The sequence below is a fragment of the Variovorax sp. UC74_104 genome (assembly GCF_044055375.1).
Lineage (GTDB): Bacteria > Pseudomonadota > Gammaproteobacteria > Burkholderiales > Burkholderiaceae_C > Variovorax.
Genome location: NZ_CP171978.1, coordinates 382,711 through 399,556, shown reverse-complemented (window position 1 = coordinate 399,556; position 16,846 = coordinate 382,711). Strand labels below are relative to the sequence as shown.

General features: G+C 69.6%; 16 protein-coding genes. 10 read left to right on the top strand and 6 right to left on the bottom strand.

The genetic code is table 11. The features are described from left to right. Window positions 1–3: 3 nt before the first annotated feature. The 4 genes from tgt to queA are packed head-to-tail and all read right to left on the bottom strand — an operon-like array spanning window position 4 to window position 2,864. Window positions 4–1,176, bottom strand: coding sequence for a tRNA guanosine(34) transglycosylase Tgt (gene tgt, locus ACHMXA_RS01975; protein ID WP_395318037.1), 1,173 nt, complete (start codon window positions 1,174–1,176; stop codon window positions 4–6). Then, window positions 1,176–1,571, bottom strand: coding sequence for a type II toxin-antitoxin system VapC family toxin (locus ACHMXA_RS01970; RefSeq protein WP_126021179.1), 396 nt, complete (start codon window positions 1,569–1,571; stop codon window positions 1,176–1,178). The genes tgt and ACHMXA_RS01970 overlap by 1 nt, the downstream gene beginning before the upstream one ends. Further along, window positions 1,571–1,777, bottom strand: coding sequence for an AbrB/MazE/SpoVT family DNA-binding domain-containing protein (locus tag ACHMXA_RS01965; RefSeq protein WP_286553614.1), 207 nt, complete (start codon window positions 1,775–1,777; stop codon window positions 1,571–1,573). Before ACHMXA_RS01965 ends, ACHMXA_RS01970 begins: the two co-directional genes overlap by 1 nt. A 37-nt stretch (window positions 1,778–1,814) precedes the next feature. Further along, complete coding sequence (gene queA / locus ACHMXA_RS01960; RefSeq protein WP_395318034.1) at window positions 1,815–2,864, bottom strand: tRNA preQ1(34) S-adenosylmethionine ribosyltransferase-isomerase QueA; 1,050 nt, start codon at window positions 2,862–2,864, stop codon at window positions 1,815–1,817. Window positions 2,865–3,030: 166 nt separating this feature from the next. Here queA and ACHMXA_RS01955 point away from each other — a divergent pair, with 166 nt between their 5' ends. The 3 genes from ACHMXA_RS01955 to recG are packed head-to-tail and all read left to right on the top strand — an operon-like array spanning window position 3,031 to window position 7,342. Further along, window positions 3,031–3,711: a DUF4166 domain-containing protein gene (locus tag ACHMXA_RS01955; protein WP_395318032.1), complete on the top strand. Its 681-nt coding sequence runs from the start codon at window positions 3,031–3,033 to the stop codon at window positions 3,709–3,711. Then, window positions 3,708–5,198: a TIGR01777 family oxidoreductase gene (locus tag ACHMXA_RS01950; RefSeq protein WP_395318030.1), complete on the top strand. Its 1,491-nt coding sequence runs from the start codon at window positions 3,708–3,710 to the stop codon at window positions 5,196–5,198. Before ACHMXA_RS01955 ends, ACHMXA_RS01950 begins: the two co-directional genes overlap by 4 nt. Window positions 5,199–5,209: 11 nt before the next feature. Beyond that, on the top strand, window positions 5,210–7,342 hold the full coding sequence (gene recG / locus ACHMXA_RS01945; protein ID WP_395318028.1) for an ATP-dependent DNA helicase RecG: 2,133 nt from the start codon (window positions 5,210–5,212) through the stop codon (window positions 7,340–7,342). 130 nt (window positions 7,343–7,472) lie between these two features. On the opposite strand, the gene ACHMXA_RS01940 is transcribed toward recG, so the two are convergent. Continuing rightward, window positions 7,473–8,105 carry a LysE family translocator gene (locus ACHMXA_RS01940; RefSeq protein ID WP_395318026.1) on the bottom strand — a complete coding sequence of 211 codons (633 nt, stop codon included), beginning with the start codon at window positions 8,103–8,105 and terminating at the stop codon, window positions 7,473–7,475. A gap of 42 nt (window positions 8,106–8,147) precedes the next feature. Further along, window positions 8,148–8,858, bottom strand: coding sequence for a GntR family transcriptional regulator (locus ACHMXA_RS01935; RefSeq protein WP_176665164.1), 711 nt, complete (start codon window positions 8,856–8,858; stop codon window positions 8,148–8,150). A gap of 310 nt (window positions 8,859–9,168) precedes the next feature. On the opposite strand from ACHMXA_RS01935, the gene ACHMXA_RS01930 reads away from it, so the two are divergent. Genes ACHMXA_RS01930 through ACHMXA_RS01900 form a run of 7 tightly spaced genes read left to right on the top strand, consistent with a single transcriptional unit; the run spans window position 9,169 to window position 16,673 of the window. Continuing rightward, complete coding sequence (locus ACHMXA_RS01930) at window positions 9,169–9,912, top strand: DUF969 domain-containing protein (RefSeq protein WP_176665163.1); 744 nt, start codon at window positions 9,169–9,171, stop codon at window positions 9,910–9,912. 2 nt (window positions 9,913–9,914) lie between these two features. Continuing rightward, window positions 9,915–10,871 (top strand): DUF979 domain-containing protein, encoded by a 957-nt coding sequence (locus ACHMXA_RS01925; protein ID WP_126021188.1) that lies wholly within the window; start codon window positions 9,915–9,917, stop codon window positions 10,869–10,871. A 9-nt stretch (window positions 10,872–10,880) separates the two neighbouring features. Beyond that, on the top strand, window positions 10,881–11,567 hold the full coding sequence (gene pcp, locus ACHMXA_RS01920; RefSeq protein ID WP_395318023.1) for a pyroglutamyl-peptidase I: 687 nt from the start codon (window positions 10,881–10,883) through the stop codon (window positions 11,565–11,567). A gap of 22 nt (window positions 11,568–11,589) precedes the next feature. After that, the gene (locus ACHMXA_RS01915; RefSeq protein ID WP_395318021.1) at window positions 11,590–12,354 is read left to right on the top strand and encodes a LamB/YcsF family protein; all 765 of its coding nucleotides are present in this window, start codon (window positions 11,590–11,592) and stop codon (window positions 12,352–12,354) included. 5 nt (window positions 12,355–12,359) lie between these two features. Beyond that, entirely contained in the window at window positions 12,360–13,922 is a 1,563-nt protein-coding gene (locus ACHMXA_RS01910; RefSeq protein WP_395321203.1) for a 5-oxoprolinase/urea amidolyase family protein, read from the top strand. A gap of 10 nt (window positions 13,923–13,932) precedes the next feature. After that, entirely contained in the window at window positions 13,933–15,663 is a 1,731-nt protein-coding gene (locus ACHMXA_RS01905; RefSeq protein WP_395318019.1) for an acetyl/propionyl/methylcrotonyl-CoA carboxylase subunit alpha, read from the top strand. An 11-nt stretch (window positions 15,664–15,674) separates the two neighbouring features. Further along, the gene (locus ACHMXA_RS01900; RefSeq protein WP_395318017.1) at window positions 15,675–16,673 is read left to right on the top strand and encodes a TRAP transporter substrate-binding protein; all 999 of its coding nucleotides are present in this window, start codon (window positions 15,675–15,677) and stop codon (window positions 16,671–16,673) included. Window positions 16,674–16,846: the final 173 nt, after the last annotated feature.

Genomic DNA, 16,846 nt, shown 5'->3' with positions numbered 1-16,846 from the left:
GCCTCAGACCCCGCGCGCCCGCTTCGACTTGAAGCGCGCGCGGAACTCCGTGAACGTGCCCGCGTCCAGCGCCTCGCGGATCTCGCGCATCAGGTTCAGGTAGTAGTGCAGGTTGTGGATGGTCGTGAGCATCGGCCCCAGCATCTCGCCACAGCGGTCGAGGTGATGCAGGTAGGCGCGGCTGAAGCCTTCGCGGCCGCCGTCGTTCCAGCTCACGCCCGAGGTGCCGGCACAGGCGTGGCAGGTGCAGCTCGGGTCGATGGGCTGCGGGTCGCTCTTGTGGCGCGCGTTGCGCATCTTCAGGTCGCCGAAGCGGGTGAAGAGCGTGCCGTTGCGCGCATTGCGCGTGGGCATCACGCAGTCGAACATGTCCACGCCGTCGGCCACGCCCTGCACCAGGTCCTCGGGCGTGCCCACGCCCATCAGGTAGCGCGGCTTGTTGGCGGGCAGCCGGTGCGGCGTGTGGCCCATGATGTGCAGCATCTCTTCCTTGGGCTCGCCCACGCTCACGCCGCCGATGGCGTAGCCGGGAAAGTCCATGTCGACCAGCGCGGCGAGCGACTCCTCGCGCAGGTTCTCGAACATGCCGCCCTGCACGATGCCGAAGAGCGCGTTCGGGTTCTGCAGGCGCTCGAACTCGGCCTGGCAGCGCTTCGCCCAGCGCAGGCTCAGCTCCATCGAGACGCGCGCCTCGGCCTCGGTCGTGATGTGGCCCTTGGTGTCGTAGGGCGTGCACTCGTCGAACTGCATCACGATGTCGCTGTTGAGGATGGTCTGGATCTGCATCGAGACCTCGGGCGTGAGGAACAGCTTGTCGCCGTTGACCGGCGACGCGAACTTCACGCCCTCCTCGCTGATCTTGCGCATCGCGCCCAGCGACCACACCTGGAAGCCGCCCGAGTCGGTGAGGATGGGCTTGTCCCACTTCTCGAACTGGTGCAGCCCGCCGAAGCTGGCCATCACGTCGAGGCCCGGGCGCATCCACAGGTGGAAGGTGTTGCCCAGGATGATCTGCGCGCCCATCTCTTCCAGGCTGCGCGGCATCACGCCCTTGACCGTGCCGTAGGTGCCCACGGGCATGAAGATCGGCGTCTGCACCTTGCCGTGGTTGAGCGTGAGCGTGGCGCGGCGCGCGTGGCTGTCGGGGTCGGTCTTGAGGAGTTCGAAGTTCAGCATCAGGGCTTGGAGAAGTATTTGACGCCGGGCAGTCCATCGAAGTGCGCGTCCTGCGTCCAGAGCGTGGCGCCGCGCGCCTGCGCCGTGGCGTAGATGAGGCTGTCGGCAAAAGGAAGACCGTTGTCGGCGGCTCCCAGGCACAAGGCGGCATCGAGTTCGACCACATCGCCTTGCTGCATGTAGGCCGCGGCACGTGATGCGATGGAGGCATCGCGGATTCGGCGCAGTGTCTTGTAGACCTCGTACAGGGTCACCACCGGAACGACGAGCAAGCTGGGGTCGGCCGCAGCGGGCTGGTAGAGCTTCGCGCGCTCGGTGGCACCGAAGACTTCGAGCCAGCAGGACGAATCCAGAACCAGAGGCCCGACGGGGGCCTTGACGGAACTGCGCGCCATCAGAAGCGCTCGGGATCGTCGACGATATCCGTCGGGATGCCGCGCAACTCGGCCTGCAGCTCTTCCAGCGTCGGGACGGGGATCAGCTCGATGGCCTTGCCGTGCCGCACGACGCTGAATCGTGCACCCGGCTCAATGGCCATCTGTTCGCGGATGGCTTGAGGGATGACCACCTGGAATTTGGAGGAAACGGTAACGGTTGGCATATCGATATCCGATTGGTAAGCGGAATTATATCGATCGTCAAATTGGGGTGTTCGTACGAGCCAGCAGCATCGAATCGCCATAGCTGAAGAAGCGATAGCGTTCGGCGATGGCATGGGCATACAGCCCCATCACCCGCTCGTAGCCCGCGAAGGCCGAGACCAGCATCATCAGCGTGCTCTTGGGCAGGTGGAAGTTGGTCACCAGCAGGTCGACGTGCTCGAAGGCGAAGCCCGGCGTGATGAAGATGCGCGTGTCGCCCGCGGCCTCGCCGCTCCTGGCCCACGACTCGAGCGTGCGCACGGTGGTCGTGCCCACGGCCACGATGCGTCCGCCGCGGGCCTTGCATTCGGCAATCGCATGTTGCGTCGACTCCGGCACCTCGTAGCGCTCGGCGTGCATCGTGTGTTCTGAAATGTTCTCGGTCTTCACCGGCTGGAAGGTGCCTGCGCCCACGTGCAGCGTGACGTTGGCGCGCTGCACGCCGTTCGCCTCCAGTTCCGCCAGCAGGCCTTCGTCGAAGTGCAGGGCGGCGGTGGGCGCGGCCACCGCGCCGGGCACGCGCGCGAACACGGTCTGGTAGCGGCTCTCGTCCTCGGCCGAATCGGTGTGGGTGATGTAGGGCGGCAGCGGCACGTGGCCGCAGCGCTCCATCAGCATGTAGGGGTTCTCGCCGCTGTCGCTCTCGAAGGCGAAGCGGAAGAGGGCGCCGTTCTCGTCCGGCCAGCGGCCCAGCAGCGTGGCGCGGAAGCCGCCGACCATCTCCAGCGTGGTGCCCACGGTCGGCTTCTTGCTCACCTTCATGTGCGCCACGACCTCCTGGCCCTGCAGCACGCGCTCGACCAGCAGTTCGAGCTTGCCGCCGGTCGGCTTCTCGCCGAAGAGGCGGGCCTTCACCACGCGGGTGTCGTTGAAGACGAGCAGGTCGCCCGGGCGCAGCAGCGTGGGCAGGTTCCTGAAGATGCGGTCGACCGGTGCGGGCCCCGTGCCGTCGAGCAGGCGGGAGGAGGTTCGTTCGGGGGCCGGGTGTTGCGCCACCAGTTCGGGCGGCAGGGCGAAGTCGAAATCGGAGAGCGTGAAAGCGCGCATGTGCTTGAGGGCCGGACGGGCCCGTTCCAAGAAAGACGGGAAGCGGTGGGAAGGCTCCACCCGGCACCGCAGGTGCACGGCACGGGGGAAGGCCCGGATTGTCCCATGCCGCGAAAGCCGGCCGTTTCCGCGGGCTTCACGGGGTTGTCCGAGGCAGAATCGGCGGATGGTCGATTCACTAGCCGCGCGTGTTTCTTCGTCAGCTTCGCCGCCCGGTCCCTCCGAGGGAGAGCTCTTCAAGAAGATCCTCGGCAGCGCCTGGCAGGGCCTGCACCCCGACATCCGCCGCCGCTTCGACAAGAACCCGTCGCCCGGCAAGGCGCTGCACTACCTGGGCGCGCTGAGCGAGTTGCGCTGCTCGCGCTTCGGCAAGCTGCTGGGGCACATCACGCAGCCGATCATCCAGGGCGCGCTGATTCCCTACAGCGACGCCGACTTCCCCGTGGAGATCCAGGTCTACGCCAAGCCGCGGGACCCGGCCATCTACAAGCAGCGCATCTACCGCCTGCGCGGGCGAAAGCCGATCCAGTTCACCAGCTTCATGCGCGAGAGCGAGCGCGGCGAGGTGCTGGAGTACGTGGGCATGGGGCTGGGCATGAAGCTGGTGCTGAGCGTGGAGAACGGCAGCCTGCACTTCCAGAGCGACGGCTATTTCTGGGACGTGTTCGGCTGGCGCATTCCGCTGCCCGGCGTGCTCACACCCGGCAAGACCTTCCTCTGGCACCACAACGAGACGCCGGAGCGCTTCAACATCCGCATCGAGATCCGCCACTGCCTGATGGGCACGACCTTCACCCAGGTCGGCGTGTTCGAGGAAATCCCCGAGCCGAAGGCGGTGGCCGCATGATCGACACGCACCTGCTCGCGCTGCAGCTCATGGCCGCGCAAGGCGCGCTCGGCGCCTTCGACACGCTCTACCACCACGAGGGCACCGAGGCGCTGCCGCGGCGCGGCACGGCCGGGCGCGAGCTGGCGATCCATGCCACGCGCTCGTCGATCTACTGCGCGCTCTTCATCGGGCTGTCGTCCTGGGCCTGGCATGGCGCATGGGCGTGGGTGCTGCTTGCGGTGTTCGGCGTCGAGATCGTGCTCACGCTGTGGGACTTCGTGGTCGAAGACCGCAGCCGCCTGCTGCCGCCGACCGAGCGCGTGACGCACACGGTGCTGGCCATCAACGCGGGCGCCTTCATCGCGCTGCTGGCGATGAGCGCCACGGAATGGGCCGCGCAGCCGACCGCGATGGTGTGGCAGCCGCAAGGCTGGCTCGGCGCGTTCCTGGCGCTGTGCGGCGTGGGTGTGGGCCTGTCGGGCCTGCGCGACGCCTTCGCGGCGCGCGCGCTCTTCAGGCGTGGCGTGCAGGAGCAGGCGCGCGATGCACAGGCGCCGGTGCGCTTCGGATCGAAGCCGCAGCACGTACTGGTGACGGGCGGCACGGGCTTCATCGGCCAGCTGCTCGTGCGCCACCTGGTGGCCGACGGCCATGCCGTGACGGTGTGGACGCGCGACGCGCGATCGGCCGCCTGGAACTTCGGCGGCGCGGTGCGCTGCGTGCAGTCGCTCGACGAGGTGCCGGCGGCCGACGACATCGACGTGGTCGTCAACCTCGCGGGTGCGCGCATCCTCGGCATGCGCTGGAGCGAGCGGCGCCGGGCGCAGCTGCTGCGAAGCCGCGAAGGGCTGACGCAACAGCTGGTCGCGTGGATCGCGGCGCGGCCGCGCAAGCCATGGCTGCTGCTGTCCGGCTCCGCCATCGGCTACTACGGCGTGCAGCCGCAGGGCGACGCGAGCGAACTCGCGGAAGACGCACCGCCGCAGCCGATCTTCATGTCGCAGCTGTGCCAGCGCTGGGAGCAGGCTGCGCAGCCGGCGGTGGCGCACGGCGTGCACGTGGCCTGCATGCGCTTCGGCTTCGTGCTGGGCCACCAGGGCTCGTTGCCGCAGCTGCTGCTGCCGATCTCGCTCGGCGTCGGCGGGCGGCTCGGCAGCGGGCGGCAGTGGCTGTCGTGGGTGCATGTGCACGACCTGATCCGAGCGATGGCGCATGTGTGGACCCTGACCGAGAAGGCCTCGGCACCGGCCGCCGCTCAGGCGTTCAACTTCACCGCGCCCGGCGCCCTGAGCCAGGAAGAATTCACCCGCGTCGCCGCGAGCGTGCTGCACCGGCCCTGCTGGATGCCGACGCCGGCCGCGCCCGTCAAGCTGCTGCTCGGCGAGCAGGCCGACCTGCTGCTCGAAGGCCAGCGCGTGGTGCCGGCGCGGCTGCTGCAGTCGGGCTTCGGCTTCATGTTCCCCGACGCCCGCAGCGCCTTGACGGACCTTTGCCGCCCGCGCTAGAAGACTCGTCCGTGCCCGCCAAGAAAGCCCCGACTCCCCCCGCCGAAGCGACCGCCGCCGCGCCGGAGAAGCCGTCGCCGCCGGGCTCCGGCCTCAGCCAGGTCCAGCGCGCGCTGCGCAAGCTCGGCCTCGTGCGCGACATCGACTTCGCGCTCTACCTGCCGATGCGCTACGAGGACGAGACGCGCATCGTGCGCATCGCCGACACGCGCGACGGCGACGTGGCACAGGTCGAAGGCGTGGTCACCGAATGCGAGGTGGTCTACCGCCCGCGCCGCCAGCTGATCGCGACCATCGACGACGGCAGCGACACCTGCCAGCTGCGCTTCTTCAACTTCTATCCGTCGCAGCAGAAGCAGCTCGCGGTCGGCGCCAAGGTGCGCGTGCGTGGCGAGATGCGCGGCGGCTTCGTGGGGCGGCAGATCATGCATCCGACGGTGAAGGCCGCCGGCACCGCGCTGCCGAATGCGCTCACGCCCGTGTACTCGACGGTGGCCGGGCTTCCCCAGCCGGTGCTGCGGCGCGAGGTGCGCTCCGGCCTGGCGCGCGCGGTGCTCGACGAGACCATTCCCGTGCAGATCGGTTTTCGCGGCGCGTGGAACCTGCGCGACTCGCTGACTTTCCTGCACTACCCGACGCCCGACGTGGCGATCGCCACGCTCGAAGACCACAGCCATCCGGCCTGGCAGCGCATCAAGGCGGAGGAGTTGCTCGCGCAGCAGCTCTCGCAGCTGCAGGCGCGGATGGAGCGCGCGGCGCAGCGCGCGCCGGTGCTGCCGCCCGTGCCGCCCGAACCCGACGCGGCCTCTCTGCATGCCCAACTGCTCGCCGTGCTGCCCTTCGGCCTCACGGGTGCGCAGCAGCGCGTCGGCGAGGAGATCACGCGCGACCTCGGCCGCGAGATCCCGATGCACCGCCTGCTGCAGGGCGACGTGGGCTCGGGCAAGACGGTGGTGGCGGCGCTCGCGGCGGCGCGCTGCATCGACGCGGGCTTCCAGTGCGCGCTGATGGCACCCACCGAAATCCTCGCGGCCCAGCACTTCGGCAAGCTCGTCGGCTGGCTCGATCCGCTGCTGGCCGCGCGCGGCCAGCGCGTGGCGTGGCTCACGGGCAGCCAGAAGAAGAAGGAGCGCGACGAGATGTCGGCGGCGGTGGAAAGCGGCCAGGCCGCGCTGGTCATCGGCACGCACGCGGTCATCTCCGAGAAGGTGCGCTTCAAGAGCCTCGCGCTGGCGATCATCGACGAGCAGCACCGCTTCGGCGTCGCGCAGCGCCTGGCCCTGCGCGGCAAGGCGGAAGGACACCTGGAGCCCCACCTGCTGATGATGAGTGCCACGCCCATCCCGCGCACGCTGGCGATGAGCTACTACGCCGACCTCGACGTCTCCACGCTCGACGAGCTGCCGCCGGGCCGCACGCCCATCGTCACCAGGCTGGTGGCCGACCACCGGCGCGACGAGGTCATCGACCGCATCCATGCGCAGATCGCGCAGGGCCGGCAGGTGTACTGGGTGTGCCCGCTGATCGAGGAGAGCGAGGCCGTCGACCTGCGCAACGCCACCGAGACGCGCGACGAGCTGGCCGGGACGCTGGGCGAGCCCATCCAGGTCGGCCTGCTGCATTCGCGCATGCCCACGGCGGAGAAACAGGCGGTGATGGCGGCCTTCACCGCCAACGAGATTCAGGTGCTGGTGAGCACCACCGTGATCGAAGTGGGCGTGGACGTGCCGAATGCCTCGCTCATGGTCATCGAGCATGCCGAGCGCTTTGGCCTTTCCCAGCTGCACCAGCTGCGCGGCCGCGTGGGGCGCGGCGCGGCGGCCTCGGCCTGCGTGCTGCTCTACGCGCCGGGCGACAGCGGCCGCGTCGGCGAGGCGGCGCGTGCGCGGCTCAAGGCGATGGCGGAGACCAGCGACGGCTTCGAGATCGCGCGGCGCGACCTGGAGATACGCGGCCCCGGCGAATTCTTGGGCGCGCGCCAGTCGGGCGCGCCGCTGCTGCGCTTTGCCGACCTCACGACCGACACGCTGCTGCTCGACTGGGCCCGCGAACTCGCGCCGGTCATGCTGCGCAAGCACCCCGACCTCGCGCAGCGGCACATCGACCGCTGGCTGGGCACCAAGGCCGAGTACCTGAAAGCCTGAACCAGGCACACCCCCAGTCTTCGCGCACTTCGTGTCGCTTCGCCAACCCCCTTGCAGGGGCAACACCAGCGGCCCGGCAAAGCCGGTTCCGCGGTGTTTCACGAAATGAAAGTTGAGCTGCAAGTGCTTCCTATGCAGGCCGGCGCGTGAAGGCGAGGATCAGCCCGAAGCCGACCATCATGCTGCCGCTGATGCGGTTGAACCAGCGCATCGCACGGCTCCCATTGGCCAGCCGGCGCATGCGCGCACCGAGCAGCGCATAGAGCGCGATCGCCACCAACTCGAACACCAGGAAGGTCAGGCCCAGCAGCAGGTAGCTGGAGGCATAGGCGCCCGGCACCACGAACTGCGGGAAGAAGGCGGTGAACACCAGGATGGCCTTCGGGTTGCCCGCCGCCACGGTGAACTCCTGCCGCACCAGCGCGCGCATCGAGGGCGGCGCGGATGCGGCGTCGCGCGCCTGCACCTCGGCCGTTGGCGCCGGCGCGCGCAGCAGGCGGATGCCGATCCACACGAGGTAGGCCGCACCGATGTACTTGATGACGTCGAAAGCCAGCTCCGAGGCCACCAGCACCGCGCCCATGCCCAGCCCGGCGATGGCGATCATGATCGCGAAGGCCGCGAGCCGGCCGCTGGCCGCGATGACCGCGGGAGACACGCCGTGCCTGGCGCCGTTGGTCACCGACAGCAGGTTGTTGGGCCCGAAGGCCATGTTGATGGCGAAGCAGGCCGGAAGAAAGAGCAGGTAGGCAGACAGGGTCATGGCGGGTGTCCTTCAGGGGCGGACAGCCATTATCCGCAGCACCTAGCTGTCGATGCCGCCCTCGGGCATGCTGCGCGCGTAGACCGCCAGCACGATGCGCTCGGAGTGCACCAGGTAGTCGTTCAGCGCGGCCGAGCCCTCGGCGAACTTGCCGGCCTCGATGAGCTCGAGCAGCTTCATGTTCATGTCGACGTAGGGCGCGTGCAGGAACTCCGGGTCCTTCAGCAGCCCGAAGGCCAGCCGCAGCTCGACAAGGATGTGGGCGAACAGGTTGTTCAGCCGCTCGCTGTCGGCCAGCTCCACGATGCCCTTGTGGAACTCCATGTTGGCCGTGCCCACGCCCAGCCAGTCGCCGGCCTCGCGGCACTTCAGCGCCATCTCCACCGCCTCGCGCATGTGCTTCTTGGCGGGGTGGCGCGGGTAGGCCTGGGCCAGCGCCTGGCATTCGATGAGCCGTCGCACGCGGTAGATGTCGATGATCGACGCGATGCTCGGCACCGCCACGAACACGCCGCGGTTGGGCGCGTGCTTGAGCAGCCCCTCCTTGGTCAGCGTGCGGAACACCTCGCGCAGGGTGTTGCGCGAGATCTCGAAGCTGTCGGCCAGCGCGGCCTCCGACAGCCGCTGCCCCGGCGAGAACTCGCCCTTCACGATCTTCTGGCGGATCAGCTCCGCGACCCTGTCATTGAGCGTCTGTGCGCCGGCGGCGGCCGCGGGCAGGGCGGAAGGGGGCGTGGAGGCCGGAGGGGTCATGCCGAAAGCGGAGGGCGGAGGAAATCGGGGGTGGAGGGCGGTGAACCCGGCCGTTTGTAGCAGGTTTTCCCGGGCCGGCCGGCCCGAGCCGGGCTCCGCCGGATGCACCAGACGGCAGCGCGCTCAGGGTTTTCATGGGGCCATGTTGGCACCTTTGTTGGGCACACTCACATAAATTGTTCAACAATTTATTGGAAATGAGTGATTCAAGAGAAATGAATTGCTCATTCATTGGCACGCAGTTTGCAAGAAGCGGCCTGCCGGAGCTCCCGGCGCAAGGTGTCTCCGAATCACCCAACGAAAGACCAACATGACTCCTGACATCCCTCACCTCTGGCCGCTGATCGGCGTCGCCGTGATCATTGCGGGCTTCGTCCTGCGCTTCAATCCGATGCTGGTGGTGATCGTCACTGCCGTCGCCACCGCGGCGGCCGCGGGCTTCGGCCCGATGGCGATCCTCACGGCCATCGGCAACGGCTTCATCAAGACGCGCAACCTGCCGCTGATCATTCTTCTGCCGCTGGCGGTGATCGGCCTGCTCGAGCGCCACGGCTTGCGCCAGCACGCGCAGAACTGGATCAGCCGCATCAAGTCGGCCACCGCCGGGCGCCTGCTGATCGTCTACCTGGCCGCGCGCGAACTCACCGCGGCCATGGGCCTCACCAGCCTGGGCGGCCATCCGCAGATGGTGCGTCCGCTGCTCGCGCCGATGGCCGAGGGCGCCACCGAAACCCGCTACGGCAAGCTGCCCGACCGCATCCGCCACAAGCTGCGCGCCTATGCGGCGGCCACCGACAACGTGGGCCTGTTCTTCGGCGAGGACATCTTCGTGGCCTTCGGCGCCATCGTGCTGATGACCACCTTCCTGCATGAGGCCGGCATCGACGTGGAGCCGCTGCACGTCGCGATGTGGGGCATTCCCACGGCCATCGCCGCCTTCGTGATCCACGCCTGGCGCCTGCGCCGGCTAGACCAGGCGCTGGCGCGCGAACTCGGCGGCAAGCCTGAAGTGCCCGCGGTTCCCTCGGTGCCCGCAACGCAAGAGGGCCGTTGATCATGATCCTCTCGATCCAGCACCTCTACATCCTTGTCGGCCTGATCCTCGCGATCACGGCGGTCATGACGCTGGCCGACCGCCAGCATCCCAAGCGCTACACCAGCGCGCTCTTCTGGGGCCTCTATTCGCTGGTCTTCCTGGTCGGCGACAAGCTGCCGCCCGCGCTGGTGGGCGTGGGCGCCATCGCCATGGCCGTCATCGCCGGCATGCGCGGCGTGGGCGCGGGCAAGCACGACGAGCCGACGCCGGCCCAGTACGAGGCCAGTGCGAAGCGCCTGGGCAACAAGCTCTTCATGCCGGCGCTCGCGATCCCGCTGGTCACCGTGATCGGCACGGTGCTCGTGAGCAAGGTCAAGATCGGCGACGCCTTCCTGCTCGATCCCAAGAACACCACGCTGGTGAGCCTGGGCGTGGGCTGCGTGGCGGCGCTGGCGCTGGCCTGCTGGCTGACGCGCGAGACGCCTGTGCAGGGCATGCGCGAGTCGCGCCGCCTCACCGACGCGCTGGGCTGGGCCGTGGTGCTGCCGCAGATGCTGGGCATGCTGGGCCTGGTGTTCTCCGACGCGGGCGTGGGCAAGGCGGTGGCGTACGTCACCACCAGCTACATCAACATGGACATCCGCTTCGTCGCGGTGGCGGTCTACGTGCTGGGCATGGCGCTCTTCACCATCATCATGGGCAACGGCTTCGCGGCCTTCCCGGTGATGACGGGCGGCGTCGGCGTGCCGGTGCTGGTGGGCGTGTACCACGGCGACCCGGCGGTGATGGCGGCCATCGGCATGTTCTCGGGCTACTGCGGGACGCTGATGACGCCGATGGCGGCCAACTTCAACATCGTGCCGGCGGCGCTGCTGGAGCTGCCCGACAAGAACGCGGTGATCCGCGTGCAGATACCGACCGCGGCCACGCTGCTGGTGGTCAACATCTTCCTGATGTACTTCCTGATGTTCCGCTGAGGCCCCTGCATGACCACCGATGACAAGGCGCCCCGGGTGCTGGTCGCGGGCTTCGAGCCGTTCGAGAACGATCCCGTCAACCCCGCGTGGGAGATCGCCCGCGCGCTCGACGGCTGGCGCTGCGAAGGCACCGTGGTGCAGGCGCTGCAGCTGCCCTGCGTGTTCGGCCGCTCGATCCAGGTGCTCGACGACGCCATGGCCGGCATCGCGGAGAGCGACAGGCCGCTGCCGCTGGTGCTGTGCATCGGCGCCGCGGGCGGACGCACCGAGATCTCGCTGGAGCGCGCCGCGCTGAACGTCGACGACGCGCGCATTCCCGACAACGCCGGCCACCAGCCCATCGACACCGAGGTGGTGCCCGGCGCGCCGGCCGCCTACTTCTCGACGCTGCCGATCAAGGCCATGGTGCGCGACATGCGCGCCGCCGGGCTGCCCGCGGCGGTGTCCAACAGCGCCGGCACCTTCGTGTGCAACCACATCTTCTACGCGCTGATGCACCGCCTCGCGAGCTGGCCGATGCTGGCGCACACGCGCGGCGGTTTCGTCCACGTGCCCTACCTGCCCGAACAGGCCGCCTCCAAGCCCGGCGTGGCGAGCATGGCGCTGCAGACGCAGGTGGAAGCCTTCCGCATGGCGATCCACACCGCGCTGCTCGTGCGCGACGACGTGCGGGAGACGGCGGGCCGCCTCCACTGACCGACTCACTGAAGACCGAACGATGAACATCGACTTGAACAGCGACCTCGGCGAGAGCCTGGGCGCATGGCGCATGGGCGACGACGCCGCCATGCTTTCCCTCGTGAGCAGCGCCAACGTGGCCTGCGGCTTCCATGCGGGCGACCCGGCCGGCATCCTGCGCACGCTGCGGCAGGCCAAGGAGCGCGGCGTGGTCATTGGCGCGCACGTGGCCTACCGCGACCTCGTGGGCTTCGGCCGCCGCAACATGGACGTGGAAAGCGCCGACCTGCGCGCCGACGTGATCTACCAGATCGGCGCGCTAAAGGGCCTTGCCGCCGCGGCCGGCACCACGGTGCGCTACGTGAAGCCGCACGGCGCGCTCTACAACACCATCGCCCACGACGAGCGCCAGGCGCGCGACGTGATCGCCGCCATCCGCGAGATCGATGCCAGCCTGGTGCTGGTGGCGCTCGCGGGCTCGCCGCTGATCGGCTGGGCGCGCGACGCAGGCCTGCGCGTGGTGGCCGAAGCCTTCGCCGACCGCGCCTACACGCCCAAGGGTACGCTGGTGTCGCGCCGCGAACCCGGCGCGGTGCTGCACGACGCCGAGGAAGTGGCCGCGCGCATGCTGCGGCTGGCCTCCGAAGGCGTGGTCACGGCTATCGACGGCAGCACCGTGCGCATCGAGGCCGAGTCGGTCTGCGTGCACGGCGACAGCCCCGGCGCGGTGGAGATGGCGCGCCGGGTGCGCGCGCTGCTGGAACAGTCGGGCGTGGCGATCCGTTCCTTCGTGGACGCCGCATGACGACCATGCGCTTCCTGCCGGTCAACCTGAATGCGGTGCTGGTCGAGCTCGAAGACCTGCCGCAGACGCTCGCGCTGCTGGCCTCGCTGCGCGCCGAGCCCATCGCGGGCATCGAGGAGCTGGTGCCCGCGGCGCGCACGCTGCTCATCACCTTCCGGCCGGCCGCAATTTCAGCCGACGAGCTCGCGCGGCAGGTCGGCGCGCGCAGCCTCGACGCGTGCGAGACGCGCATCGAAAGGCGCATCGAGATTCCCGTGCGCTACGACGGCGAGGACCTGGCCGAGGTGGCCGGCCTGCTCGGCATCACGCCCGATGAAGTCGTGCGCCGCCACACCGGCAGCGACTACACCGTGGCCTTCACCGGCTTCGCCCCGGGCTTCGCGTACCTCTCGGGCGGGCACCCGAGCCTGAACGTGCCGCGCCGCAAGGTGCCGCGCACGCGCATTCCCGCCGGCGCCGTCGGGCTCGCGGGCAGCTTCAGCGGCGTCTATCCGCAGGCCAGCCCGGGCGGCTGGCAAATCCTTGGCATCACCGATGCGCCGATGTGGGACCTCTCGCGCGAGACGCCCGCGCTGCTGCAGCCTGGCGATGCGGTGCGCTTCGTCGACGTGACCGGCCAGCCGCGCGCGGAGGTGAAGGCCGCCGCCGCGCCGGCGCAGCCGGCTGTGCCGAAGAGCGGCTGCGCCCTGGAGATCCGCGCGCCGGGCCTGCAGTCGCTGCTGCAGGACGGCGGCCGCCACGGCCAGGCGAAGCAGGGCGTGTCGGCTTCCGGCGCGATGGACCGGCGCTCGCTGCAGGCGGCCAACAGGCTCGTCGGCAATGCCTCCGACGCCGCCTGCATCGAGGTCGCATACGGCGGCTTCCAGCTCGCCTGCCGCGGCGATGCGGTGGTGGCCGTCACCGGCGCCGAAGGTACGGTCACGCTGACCCGCGCCGATGGCGCGAAATGGCCGCTGCCGCGCTACCAGCCCGTCGCGCTGGCCGATGGCGACGTGCTCGCGCTCGGCGAGCCGGTGGCCGGCATCCGCAGCTACATCGCGGTGCGCGGCGGCTTCGACATCGCCCCAGTGCTCGGCAGCCTCTCGACCGACACGCTCGCGCGCGTCGGCCCCGCCGCCCTCGCCGCGGGCGACCTGCTGCCCGTGCGCGCGGTATCCGCCGGTGCGCTGGTCGGCGAGCCCGAGGCGCCGCCGGCCGGCCTGCCCACCGTGCACGAGGAAGTGGTGCTCGACATCGTGCTCGGCCCGCGCACCGACTGGTTCACGCCCGACGCGGTCGAGCTGCTCTGCGGCCAGGCATGGGCTGTCACGCCGCAGTCGAACCGCGTCGGCATCCGCCTTGCCGGCGAAGAAGCGCTGCAGCGTGCCAACCATGCCGAGCTGCCAAGCGAGGGCACCGCGCGCGGCTCGATCCAGGTGCCGGCGAGCGGCCAGCCCGTGTTGTTCCTGGCCGACCATCCGCTGACGGGCGGCTATCCCGTGATCGCCTCCGTCGCCACCCATCACCTGGACCGCGCGGGGCAGATCCCCGTGAACGCGCGCGTCCGATTCAGGCCCATGGCCCAGTGAAAGCCTCCCCATGAAGAAAGTACTGATCGCCAACCGGGGCGAAATCGCCGTGCGCATCGCGCGCGCCTGTGCCGACCACGGCGTGAAATCCGTCGCCGTGTATGCCGACGCTGACCTGAATGCCCTGCACGCGCGCATGGCCGACGAGGCCTACGGACTCGACGGCAACAAGCCCGCCGACACCTACCTCAACATCGCCAAGCTGCTCGACGTGGCCGCGCGCAGCGGCGCCGACGCGGTGCATCCGGGCTACGGCTTCCTCTCGGAGAGCGCGGCCTTCGCGCAGGCCGTCATCGACGCCGGGCTCACCTGGATCGGCCCGCCGCCGGCCGCCATCGCGATGCTGGGCGACAAGGTGCAGGCCCGCAAGCTCGCGATGAAGGTCGGCGCGCCGCTGGTCGCGGGCACGGCCGATCCGGTGAAGGATGCGGGCGAGGTGCTCGCCTTTGCAGAGAAGCACGGGCTGCCGGTCGCGATCAAGGCGGCCTTCGGCGGCGGCGGGCGCGGCATCAAGGTGGCGTGGCGGCTCGATGAGGTCGAGGGCCTCTACGAATCGGCAGTGCGCGAGGCAGTGACGGCCTTCGGCCGCGGCGAGTGCTACGTCGAGCAGTTCCTCGACCGCCCGCGCCACGTCGAGGCGCAGGTGCTGGCCGACACGCACGGCAACGTGGTCGTGCTCGGCACGCGCGACTGCTCGCTGCAGCGGCGCAACCAGAAGCTGGTGGAAGAGGCGCCCGCGCCCTTCCTGAGCGACGCGCAGCGCGAGCGCATCCACCAGTCGGCACGCGACATCTGCGCGGAAGCCGGCTACACGGGCGCCGGCACCGTCGAATTCATGCTGAGCGCGAGCGGCGCGATCTCTTTCCTCGAGGTGAACACGCGGCTGCAGGTGGAGCACCCGGTGACGGAGGAAACCACGGGCATCGACCTCGTGATCGAGCAACTGCGCATCGCCGAAGGCCTGCCGTTGCGCGTCACGCAGACGCCCGCGCCGCGCGGCCACGCCTTCGAGTTCCGCATCAACGCCGAGGACGTGGGTCGCGGCTTCCTGCCCTCGCCCGGGCCGGTGAAGGTGTTCGACGCACCCTCGGGGCCCGGCGTGCGCGTCGATGCCGGCGTGGAGTCGGGCTCGCAGGTGCCGGGCACCTTCGATTCGCTGATGGCCAAGCTCATCGTCACCGGTGCCACGCGTGAGCAGGCTGTCGCGCGTGCGCGGCGCGCGCTGAAGGAGTTCCGCATCGAGGGCCTGCCGACGGTGCTGCCCTTCCATCGCGCGGTGATGGCGCATCCGGACTTCGTCTCGGGCGACGCCTTCAAGGTGCACACGCGCTGGATCGAGACCGACTTCGCCAACGGCGAGGCGCCGGCCCTGCGCCCCGATCCGCTGCCCGATGCCGCGCTGCTGCGCACGGCGATCGAGGTCGACGGGCGGCGCATGGCGGTGGGCCTGCCGGCGGTGCTGCTGAGCGGACTCTCGTCGGCGGCCGGTGGTGCCGTGGCTGCTCCCGCGTCGCAGGCACCCGCAGCGGATGCCGCCGCGGTGGCTGCGCCCGTCTCGGGCACCGTGCAGGCATGGAAGGTGGCCGATGGCGACGAGGTGGCCGAGGGCGCCGTCATCGCGGTGATGGAGGCGATGAAGATGGAGATGCAGGTGCTCGCGCATCGCGCGGGGCGCATCGCCTTCTCGGTGGCGGCAGGCGGCTATGTGGCGGTCGGCGCCGCCATTGCGACCATCGCCTGAAAGGCAGCGGCATGACAAGCGGCAGCATCACGCGGCGCGGCTTCGCATGGCTGGCATGCGGGGCCGGCGTTCTCCCGCCGGCCGCGTGGTCGGCGCAGGCCGTCGTGTGGCGGCTGGCCACCGGCTATCCGGCGGAGAACTTCCACACCGCCAACCTGCTGGCGATGGCGAAGGATGTCGAGGCCGCGACCGGCGGGCAGCTTCGCATCGAGGTTCATCCGGGCAACGCGCTGTTCGCGCTGAACGCGATCCGCGCGGCGGTGCAGGAGGGCAAGGTGGAGGCCGGCGAAGCCATCATGAGCAGCCTCGCGGCCGACGTGCCGCTGGCGGGCGCCGATTCCGTTCCCTTCATCACGCGCAGCTATGCCGACGCGCAATTGCTGTGGCGCATCCAGCGTCCGCTGATCGAGCAGGACTTCGCGCAGCGCGGCCTGCGCGTGCTCTATGCGGTGGCGTGGCCGCCGCAGGGCCTCTTCTCGACGCGGCCGCTCGGCGGCGTGGGCGACCTGCGCGGCATGCGCATGCGCGCCTACAACGACACCACCGCGCGCATCGCGACGCTGATGGGCGCGGTGCCTGTCGACGTTCCGGCCACCGGCCTTGGCAAGGCGCTGGCCGAAGGCCGCATCGACTGCATGCTGACCTCCGCCGTGACCGGCGTGGAAAACCAGGCGTGGCAGTCGATGCGCCACTTCTACGAGATCAACGCGTGGTTCCCGAAGAACCTCGTGTTCGTCAACGCCAAGGCGTGGGACGGACTCGACCCGTCGTCGCGCAGTTCGCTGGCCGCCGCATGCGCGGTCGCCGAGACGCGCGGATGGGCCCGCAGCGCCGAGGCCGCGGCCCGCTCGACGGACGAACTGCGGCGCAACGGCATGAAGATCGAGCTGGTGCCCTTTCTGCTCGGGCGCGACCTGCAGCGCCTCGGCGAGAACTTTTCGCTGAACTGGGTCAAGCAGGTGGGCACGGCCGCCAACGGCATCTTCATTCCGTATTTCGAGAAGCGCTGAGGACCGCGCGCGGAGGGAAAACCCTACACCCAGGAGATGAAGTTGCTGCGTTGCAACATTCCATTTCCCGCGCTTGCGCTTGCGGTTACGACGAAAGCCATCGGATTTTTCGGCCGCGCATCGGGTGACCACTTCCCGATGAAATCTTTCTTGCTCAACGCTCCACGTGAAAT

Bases quoted from the DNA above. Each gene is read 5' to 3' on its own strand.
- tgt (WP_395318037.1), bottom strand. From the start codon at position 1,176: ATGCTGAACTTCGAACTCCTCAAGACCGACCCCGACAGCCACGCGCGC.
- ACHMXA_RS01970 (WP_126021179.1), bottom strand. From the start codon at position 1,571: ATGGCGCGCAGTTCCGTCAAGGCCCCCGTCGGGCCTCTGGTTCTGGAT.
- ACHMXA_RS01965 (WP_286553614.1), bottom strand. From the start codon at position 1,777: ATGCCAACCGTTACCGTTTCCTCCAAATTCCAGGTGGTCATCCCTCAA.
- queA (WP_395318034.1), bottom strand. From the start codon at position 2,864: ATGCGCGCTTTCACGCTCTCCGATTTCGACTTCGCCCTGCCGCCCGAA.
- ACHMXA_RS01955 (WP_395318032.1), top strand. From the start codon at position 3,031: ATGGTCGATTCACTAGCCGCGCGTGTTTCTTCGTCAGCTTCGCCGCCC.
- ACHMXA_RS01950 (WP_395318030.1), top strand. From the start codon at position 3,708: ATGATCGACACGCACCTGCTCGCGCTGCAGCTCATGGCCGCGCAAGGC.
- ACHMXA_RS01940 (WP_395318026.1), bottom strand. From the start codon at position 8,105: ATGACCCTGTCTGCCTACCTGCTCTTTCTTCCGGCCTGCTTCGCCATC.
- ACHMXA_RS01935 (WP_176665164.1), bottom strand. From the start codon at position 8,858: ATGACCCCTCCGGCCTCCACGCCCCCTTCCGCCCTGCCCGCGGCCGCC.
- ACHMXA_RS01930 (WP_176665163.1), top strand. From the start codon at position 9,169: ATGACTCCTGACATCCCTCACCTCTGGCCGCTGATCGGCGTCGCCGTG.
- ACHMXA_RS01925 (WP_126021188.1), top strand. From the start codon at position 9,915: ATGATCCTCTCGATCCAGCACCTCTACATCCTTGTCGGCCTGATCCTC.
- pcp (WP_395318023.1), top strand. From the start codon at position 10,881: ATGACCACCGATGACAAGGCGCCCCGGGTGCTGGTCGCGGGCTTCGAG.
- ACHMXA_RS01915 (WP_395318021.1), top strand. From the start codon at position 11,590: ATGAACATCGACTTGAACAGCGACCTCGGCGAGAGCCTGGGCGCATGG.
- ACHMXA_RS01910 (WP_395321203.1), top strand. From the start codon at position 12,360: ATGCGCTTCCTGCCGGTCAACCTGAATGCGGTGCTGGTCGAGCTCGAA.
- ACHMXA_RS01905 (WP_395318019.1), top strand. From the start codon at position 13,933: ATGAAGAAAGTACTGATCGCCAACCGGGGCGAAATCGCCGTGCGCATC.
- ACHMXA_RS01900 (WP_395318017.1), top strand. From the start codon at position 15,675: ATGACAAGCGGCAGCATCACGCGGCGCGGCTTCGCATGGCTGGCATGC.